4 protein-coding genes and 2 rRNA genes (1 of these 6 only partly in view) are annotated in these 8,209 nt (G+C 55.4%); 1 reads left to right on the plus strand and 5 read right to left on the minus strand.

The annotated features are described in order from the left end of the window. Positions 1 to 70 precede the first annotated feature (70 nt). Positions 71 to 1,414 carry a metalloprotease PmbA gene (gene pmbA / locus ACSMDR_RS09985; RefSeq protein ID WP_436468081.1) on the minus strand — a complete coding sequence of 448 codons (1,344 nt, stop codon included), beginning with the start codon at positions 1,412 to 1,414 and terminating at the stop codon, positions 71 to 73. Positions 1,415 to 1,526: 112 nt separating this feature from the next. Here pmbA and yjgA point away from each other — a divergent pair, with 112 nt between their 5' ends. Beyond that, the gene (gene yjgA, locus ACSMDR_RS09990) at positions 1,527 to 2,051 is read left to right on the plus strand and encodes a ribosome biogenesis factor YjgA (RefSeq protein WP_005890998.1); all 525 of its coding nucleotides are present in this window, start codon (positions 1,527 to 1,529) and stop codon (positions 2,049 to 2,051) included. Positions 2,052 to 2,121: 70 nt separating this feature from the next. Here the strand turns inward: yjgA and ACSMDR_RS09995 are convergent, their stop codons facing one another. From ACSMDR_RS09995 to ACSMDR_RS10010, 4 genes are all read right to left on the minus strand, one after another. Continuing rightward, entirely contained in the window at positions 2,122 to 5,220 is a 3,099-nt protein-coding gene (locus tag ACSMDR_RS09995; protein ID WP_436468082.1) for a transglycosylase domain-containing protein, read from the minus strand. 205 nt (positions 5,221 to 5,425) lie between these two features. Beyond that, entirely contained in the window at positions 5,426 to 5,743 is a 318-nt protein-coding gene (gene tmaR / locus ACSMDR_RS10000; RefSeq protein WP_436468083.1) for a PTS system regulator TmaR, read from the minus strand. 333 nt (positions 5,744 to 6,076) lie between these two features. Further along, positions 6,077 to 6,191 (minus strand): 5S ribosomal RNA (gene rrf, locus ACSMDR_RS10005). 123 nt (positions 6,192 to 6,314) lie between these two features. Further along, a 23S ribosomal RNA gene (locus tag ACSMDR_RS10010) occupies positions 6,315 to 8,209 on the minus strand; it runs 996 nt beyond the window's last position.

The following is an 8,209-nucleotide window of genomic DNA, read 5'->3' on the forward strand; positions in this document are numbered from 1 at the left end:
CTTTCGGCCAACAAAAACGGCCCCCTCGCCTGGCGAGGGGGCCGTTTTATTTTGCCGTGCTGGGCAAGACTCAGTGGCCGGCCAGCTTCATATTCTCAACCAGCACTGAACCTGTCTTGAGGCTGGAACGTTCATCCTCGTCGGTACCGACCGCCACTATCTGGCGATACATGTCATTGAGGTTGCCCGCGATGGTGATCTCCTCGACCGGGTAGGCTATCTCGCCATTCTCGACCCAGAACCCTGCCGCACCACGAGAGTAGTCACCATTGACGATATTGACGCCCTGCCCCATCAGCTCGGTCACCAGCAGACCTGTGCCCATCTCCTTGAGCAAAGTCTGGAAATCCTGACCCGTATTGGACACCTGCCAGTTGTGGATGCCACCGGCATGGCCCGTGGTGGTCAATCCCAGCTTGCGCGCCGAGTAGGAGGTGAGCAACCAGCTCATCAGGCTGCCATCGCGGATGATGTCGCGATCCTGGGTGCGAACCCCCTCACCATCGAAGGGCGAGCTGGCCAAGCCACCCAGCAGATGGGGGAACTCCTGGATCCTGAGCCACGCAGGCAGGATCTGTTCGCCCAGCCGACCTTGCAGGAAACTCGACTTGCGATAGAGATTGCCGCCACTGATGGCCATGACCAGATGCCCCCACAGGCCGGCTGCGGTATCGGGGTGAAAGAGCACGGGGGCATGGCGGGTCGTTATCTTGCGGGCACCAAGGCGGGCGACAGTTCGCTCTACCGCCTCGTCCGCGATGCGCTGCGGGCTCCAGAGCCCGGCAAGATCACGACTGGAGGAGTAACCATAATCGCGCTGCATGTCGCCATCTTGCTCGCCGATCAGCATGCAGCTCAGGGAATTGCGCGAGGCCGCATAACCCTTCACAAAACCGTGACTGTTGCCATAGACCTTGATGCCTAGGTGACTGGAGAAACCGGCGCCATCGGAGTGCTTGATCCGGCTGTCACGATTCAAGGCCAGACGCTCGCACTCGATTGCCAGCGCGATGCCGCGCTGGGGATCCAGCTCTATGGGGTGGCAGAGTTGCAAATCCGGGGCATCCCAAGCGAGCAGCTCGGGCTCGGCCAGGCCAGCACAATCATCGGCCGAGGTGTGACGGGCAATCTCGATGGCCGCCTCGACAGCCGCGCGGATGGCTGACTTGCTCAGATCCGTGGTCGAGGAGGAGCCCTTGCAGCCATTACGGTAGACGGCGATGCCCAAGGCCCCGTCCTTGTTGAATTCGATGCTTTCCAATTCGCAGCCGCGGGTATTGACCGACAAACCGGTCTGCTTGCTGATAGAGACCTCCGCCAACGAGGCGCCCAGCCCTTTGGCAATCTCAAGCGCCTCGGCCACCACGGCCTCCAGTTGCGTCTGATCCTGGCGGATTTCGTCTTGCTGCGTCATAACTCAAGTCTGCGTGAAGAAAGGAAGGGGGCTAAGCATATCAGACCCCTGCGCCCAGCGGGAGAAACTGGTAACATATCAACCAAACGCGAATGACAGGATATGAAGAATAATGAGCCACTTTAACGATGAGCAAGAGTTGGATGACTGGGGCCCCAGCAAGAGCCAGTTGAAGCGCGAGGCCGAGATACTGCAGCAAATGGGTGATGATCTCGTCGATCTCAGCCACAGTGAGCTGGAACGCATCACACTGGACGAAGAGCTGGCCGACGCCATCGAACTGGGTCGTAAACTCAAGCCCAAGAAGGATGAATCATACCGCCGTCACCTGCAGTTCATCGGTAAACTGATGCGCAGTCGCGACATTGCGCCCATCACTGAAGCGCTGTCGATTTTCAAGAATCGCCACTCCACCATCAATGCTCGCCTGCACCGTCTCGAGCAGTGGCGCGAGCGCTTGATCAATGAAGGGGACGAGGCACTCAACGAGCTGATGTCACAGTTCCATGAACTGGATCGCCAGAAGCTGCGTCAGTTGATCCGCAATGCCAAGAAAGAGCGCGAACATAACAAGCCGCCTGCGGCATTTCGCGAGATCTATCAGTACCTGCGTGGCGAGATAGAAGACCAGCTGTAAGCTGACTGCTGGACGAATAGCACCATAAAAAGCGGGGCCGAAAGGCCCCGTTTTCATATCTAGCATCTTCTCAACCAGGCACTGGCGCCAGACACTGGGTCTGGGTTCCAGGCACCAGATACGGTGTGAGCAAGGGAGCCATGCCCTTGAGTACCTGTACCGGCAGCGCCGACGTGAAGCGGAACTTGTCTGACTGACTGCCCGGAACATAGGCGGTCAGGGTACCGAAGTGATCCTCCCCTATGTAGAACACGAAGGTTGCCGTGCGGTTGCGAGCCAAAGAGCTGGTGACATTGCCATAGCGCCCCACGGTTTCGAGCCTGTTGTCCCCTGTCCCCGTCTTGCCCCCCATCGTCAGTACAGTGCCATCGGCCAGGGTAAAAGCACCCGAGATGCGCCGGGCCGTACCGCCTTCCACGACCCTGGACAAGGCTCCTCGCAGGGCTGTTGCCACCTCTGAGGGTAGTACTCGCTCACCTTGAGTATGGAGTGGCTCGAACTCGGTCTCGAATGGCGTGCCCTTGGCAAACGACAGGTGGTCGATGCGCAAGGTAGGTGCCCGGATACCATCATTCTGAATGATGCCCATCAGCTCGGCCAGAGCCGCTGGCCTGTCGCCCGAGCTGCCCAACGCGGTGGCCAAAGAGGGCACCAGGTGATCAAACGGATAGCCGAGCTTGACCCAACGCTGATGGATGTCGAGGAAGGCCTCCACTTCCAGCATGGTGCGAACCCGGGTATCCCGAGCGCTGCGATGACGAGTCTTGAACAGCCAGCTATAAACCTCCTGACGCTCATCCCGGCTCGCCATGACCGCATCGGCGAAGGTCGCCTTCTCATAAGCCTTGAGATAGGAAACCAGCCAGAGCTCGAGGGGGTGCACCCGAGCGATATAGCCCTGATCCGGTAGTGAATACTGACCAGGACCATAAGAGTCATAGAGCTGGGCGATACGCTTGTCATTAAGCTTGCTGCGCAGCACCTTGGGCAGACGGGCATCTAGGAAGGCGGTAAAGGTCGGCAGATCCGCATTCGGATAGAGATAGCGATGCACCGCCGCCAGACGGCTGGCGCTGGGCCTCAAGCCGTCCAGGAAGGTATCTATCTGCTCGGTCGGCGTCTTGCCGCGATATTTGCGCCAGAAGCGCAACAGATAGGTCTGCCCCTCTTTATCGGCAAACCGGTTGAGGTACTCGGTACGGCGCGGATCCCGGTCATCCTTGAGCAGCTGAGTACGGTTACCTTCCTTGTAAAGGGTGTAGCGCACCAGATCACGCATCAGACGCACGAATGGCAAGTTGAGAGACTCGCGCAGCGCATCACGGATCGAGGGATTGCGATTGTTATCGTACTTGTTGAAGTTGTTGAAGGTGTGCATGCCGCCGCCGGTGAAGAAGCCTTCATAGGGGCTGGCTGAATATTTGCGGTCCAGTGCGACCTCCAGCATGGCAGGCAGGCTCTTATCCTTGGCCGAAGCCAGATAGGAGACGGCCCAGCGGCTGATATTGTCCTGAGGAGAGAGATCCAGCTTGCGCAGGCTCTCAACCGGCATAGTCGCATAGCTGTCATGCAGTTCGGCAACTATCTGCAGATAGGTCGTCAGCACCCGCAACTTGGCGGTAGAGCCCAGTTCCAGCTTGCTGCCTTCGTTGATGTCAAAAGGCTGATCCGTGTTGTCCGTCTGTACCCGAACCTTGAAGCCATCCTGGGATTTTTCGAACAAGGTAAAGCTATAACGCACATCCCCCGTCTTCTCCGGCGAGAGTAACCGCTCACCAAATAAACCAACCTTCTCGGCAAAGACAGGATCGGCCAACTGATGCAGGTAGCCCGTGATCTCTTTTTGCAGTGGCATGTTAAGGCTGGTCTCGGCTGTCAAATCCATACGATCCAGATCGTACAGTTGTACCCCGAGCTGGCGGCTCAAGCGAGTGCGAGCGACTTGCAATCCCTTGTTGTTGTTGACTTTGGTAATGGCCGGAGACTGCAGGAAATCCCGGTATTTGATGTTGGCCTTCAACGCGGCAGCCATCAGATCCGGGGTAATCATGCCCTCTTGCACAAAGAGACGCAGATAGCTGTCGGTGAGAGTGGACAGGGCATCACGCCCCTGGGCTAGGTAGTAGGAAGGGCGACGGTGAGCGATCATCAAGGAGACCACCTGACGCAGCGCCAACCCCTTATCGTCCAGAGAGGCATCCTGATTGAGAGAGGGGTCGAGCAGACGATTCACCTCGGCCACATCGGCACCAAACCATACCCAGAGACCATCTCCCAGCCCATGCACTTCGCCATGGCCAGGCGCTGCCGACAAGGGAACAGAGTTGAGGTAGGCCCAGGCAACCAGTTTGCGCGCCTCCAGCGTCTCGGGACCCAGGCGATAAGCCCGCACGCTGGCTGAAATCATCTGACGGATCTTCTCGGTCGGCGAGACCGTCAAGCCATCGGGTGAGTGCCGGTATTTCTCCACCTGGGTAGCCAGAGTACTGCCACCCGCAGACTGCCCTTCCATATCCAGCGCCTTGCCAAGTTGGGAGACGGCCGCCTTGGTAAAACGTGGCCAGTCAACGGCGGGATTAGCCAAAGGCTCCTCATTACTAAGCAGATCGCGGTTCTCAATAAACAACAAAGACTGCACGACCAGAGGCGGGATCGAGGCAAAATCCGGGTAGTAATAACTGGGATAATGGAAATCGTAGAAAGCTTCGGCCCGGCAGTCATGCAAGGTCAGACCAGCCTGCACCTTTTCGGTATATGGCACGAAGAAACCGCGCTTGGCATAGTCGTAGAGCGCATCGGAGAAGCGTACCTGCGCGCTCACCTCATAGCCCCGCTGAAGCAAACGCTCCTGCATCATGGGCAACAAGACATAGCCTAACCGTTTATCAAAGGGACCATCGTCCGGGAAGATAATCTGTTTGCTCGGCCCAGGTTCGACCTGATAGGTCAGCGTAGTCGCATAGCGGGAAATCTCTTGCGACTGCAACTTGGAGGTTTTCATTTCGTAAGCGATCAACAGGCCTGCCGCTATCAGGCAGAGCAAGATGAACAGACAGAGCAACCAACGCCACCAGGGACGACGCTTGCGCTTTTTGGAACCGCCCTCTGGCGGGACGGGAAACTCTTGAGGTGCCACTGTATCCAGATCCGTCCGTTGTAATGCGCCCATATTTGCCCACCATGGTTACGCAATTTATTGTGTTTCACTCAAGCTTAGTCTTTTCAAGTCAATGGCTTGAAAACTATTCACCGCTTCGTGCCGATGGTAACAAGCCTACTTCCAAAATGGGAGTCAATTGTCTCGCACCAACCCTCTCTACTCATGCAAAAACACCGGCGATAAGCCGGTGTTCAATATATCTATCCTGAATGGATTATTTCTGCGAGCTCATCGCTTTCAGCTTGGCACTCAGCTCTTTGCGCTCCTTGGAGAGCTCTGCATTCTTGATGATATGATCATCAACCCGCTCTTCATAGTCGGTGCGCATGTTGGCAATGATGGCCTGAACTTCATCGATGCTCATGCCCTGTTTAATGTAGTCACTCAGGTTATCGAGCAGCAGTACCCGCTTCTGGTTATCACGGATCTTCTTCTCATTATCGGTGATCTCGCGCTTGAGCTTGTTCTGACGACGAGACATACGCACGTATTCCAATACATCGCTAAAAGTAGATTTATTTACTTGTTCCATATCGATACCACTGACTCAAGGTTGATAAAAGCGGGGAAGGTTACACCTGATGCGAAAGACTATCATCGGAAAAGCAGGCGAACATTGCATGTCTTTACTCTACCGAGTTATATGACAGATACAAGCCTATTGCGTGCTAACGCCAGAGGTCTTGCCAGTAAACATATGATTTGGAAAGAGGAAGTAAGCAGAAGGTAACATGACGGATCTATTCTTTCCTAAATCGCAGGCATGAAAAAAGCCCGCTCGTGAGAGCGGGCTGTTAAGGTCTTGCTACCAATAAGAAGCATCCGCTTCTTCTGGCCAGTCACATCGCTGTGACTGTAATTAGGAGCCTGGCAGTGTCCTACTCTCGCATGGCGAATGCCACACTACCATCGGCGCTACCGCGTTTCACTTCTGAGTTCGGCATGGGATCAGGTGGGTCCACGGCGCTATGGCCGCCAGGCAAAAACTTCAATCTCGGAAAGCTGACGTGAATAACGACTTCGCTAGTTGCTTGTCATTACCACTGAATTTGTAAGTAGTTCATGCACTTGCTACAAGGCCCAGAACACTTCTTGGGTGTTGTATGGTTAAGCCTCACGGGTAATTAGTATGGGTTAGCTCAACACGTCGCCGCGCTTACACACCCCACCTATCAACGTTGTGGTCTCCAACGGCCCTTTAGGACCCTCAAGGGGTCAGGGATGACTCATCTCAGGGCTCGCTTCCCGCTTAGATGCTTTCAGCGGTTATCGATTCCGAACTTAGCTACCGGGCAGTGCCACTGGCGTGACAACCCGAACACCAGAGGTTCGTTCACTCCGGTCCTCTCGTACTAGGAGCAACTCCCTTCAATCATCCAACGCCCACGGCAGATAGGGACCGAACTGTCTCACGACGTTCTGAACCCAGCTCGCGTACCACTTTAAATGGCGAACAGCCATACCCTTGGGACCGACTTCAGCCCCAGGATGTGATGAGCCGACATCGAGGTGCCAAACACCGCCGTCGATATGAACTCTTGGGCGGTATCAGCCTGTTATCCCCGGAGTACCTTTTATCCGTTGAGCGATGGCCCTTCCATTCAGAACCACCGGATCACTATGACCTACTTTCGTACCTGCTCGACCTGTCCGTCTCGCAGTTAAGCTGGCTTATGCCATTGCACTAACCTCCTGATGTCCGACCAGGATTAGCCAACCTTCGTGCTCCTCCGTTACTCTTTGGGAGGAGACCGCCCCAGTCAAACTACCCACCAGGCACTGTCCGCGAGCCCGATTCAGGGCCCTGCGTTAGAACATCAAACATACAAGGGTGGTATTTCAAGGACGGCTCCACGACAACTAGCGTCATCGCTTCAAAGCCTCCCACCTATCCTACACATGTAGGTTCAATGTTCAGTGCCAAGCTGTAGTAAAGGTTCACGGGGTCTTTCCGTCTAGCCGCGGGTACACCGCATCTTCACGGCGAATTCGATTTCACTGAGTCTCGGGTGGAGACAGCATGGCCATGGTTACACCATTCGTGCAGGTCGGAACTTACCCGACAAGGAATTTCGCTACCTTAGGACCGTTATAGTTACGGCCGCCGTTTACCGGGGCTTCGATCAAGAGCTTCGCTTGCGCTAACCCCATCAATTAACCTTCCGGCACCGGGCAGGTGTCACACCCTATACGTCCACTTTCGTGTTTGCAGAGTGCTGTGTTTTTGATAAACAGTCCCAGCCATCTGGTCACTGCGACTCCCAACTGCTCCATCCGCAAGGGATTTCACTGTCAAGAGCGAACCTTCTCCCGAAGTTACGGTTCTATTTTGCCTAGTTCCTTCACCCGAGTTCTCTCAAGCGCCTTGGTATTCTCTACCCGACCACCTGTGTCGGTTTGGGGTACGATGACTTGTAATCTGAAGCTTAGAGGCTTTTCCTGGAAGCATGGCATCAATGGCTTCACCACCGTAGTGGCTTCGTCTCGTGTCTCAGCGTTGCATCTCCGGATTTGCCTAGAGATACCGCCTACGCACTTTCACCAGGACAACCGTCGCCTGGCCCACCTAGCCTTCTCCGTCCCCCCATCGCAATTACAAGTCGTGCAGGAATATTAACCTGCTTCCCATCGATTACGCCTTTCGGCCTCACCTTAGGGGTCGACTCACCCTGCCCCGATTAACGTTGGACAGGAACCCTTGGTCTTCCGGCGAGGAGGCTTTTCACCCCCTTTATCGTTACTTACGTCAGCATTCGCACTTCTGATATCTCCAGCATACCTCTCGATACACCTTCGCAGACTTACAGAACGCTCCCCTACCACTCACACATAAGTGTGAATCCGCGGCTTCGGTGCCTGGTTTGAGCCCCGTTACATCTTCCGCGCAGGCCGACTCGACTAGTGAGCTATTACGCTTTCTTTAAATGATGGCTGCTTCTAAGCCAACATCCTAGCTGTCTGAGCCTTCCCACATCGTTTCCCACTTAACCAGAACTTT

Source organism: Aeromonas molluscorum (assembly GCF_051376105.1).
Classification (GTDB): Bacteria; Pseudomonadota; Gammaproteobacteria; order Enterobacterales; family Aeromonadaceae; genus Aeromonas; species Aeromonas molluscorum.

Coding starts and splice junctions, on each gene's coding strand:
- pmbA (WP_436468081.1), bottom strand. CDS start 1,414: ATGACGCAGCAAGACGAAATCCGCCAGGATCAGACGCAACTGGAGGCC.
- ACSMDR_RS09995 (WP_436468082.1), bottom strand. CDS start 5,220: ATGGGCGCATTACAACGGACGGATCTGGATACAGTGGCACCTCAAGAG.
- tmaR (WP_436468083.1), bottom strand. CDS start 5,743: ATGGAACAAGTAAATAAATCTACTTTTAGCGATGTATTGGAATACGTG.
- yjgA (WP_005890998.1), top strand. CDS start 1,527: ATGAGCCACTTTAACGATGAGCAAGAGTTGGATGACTGGGGCCCCAGC.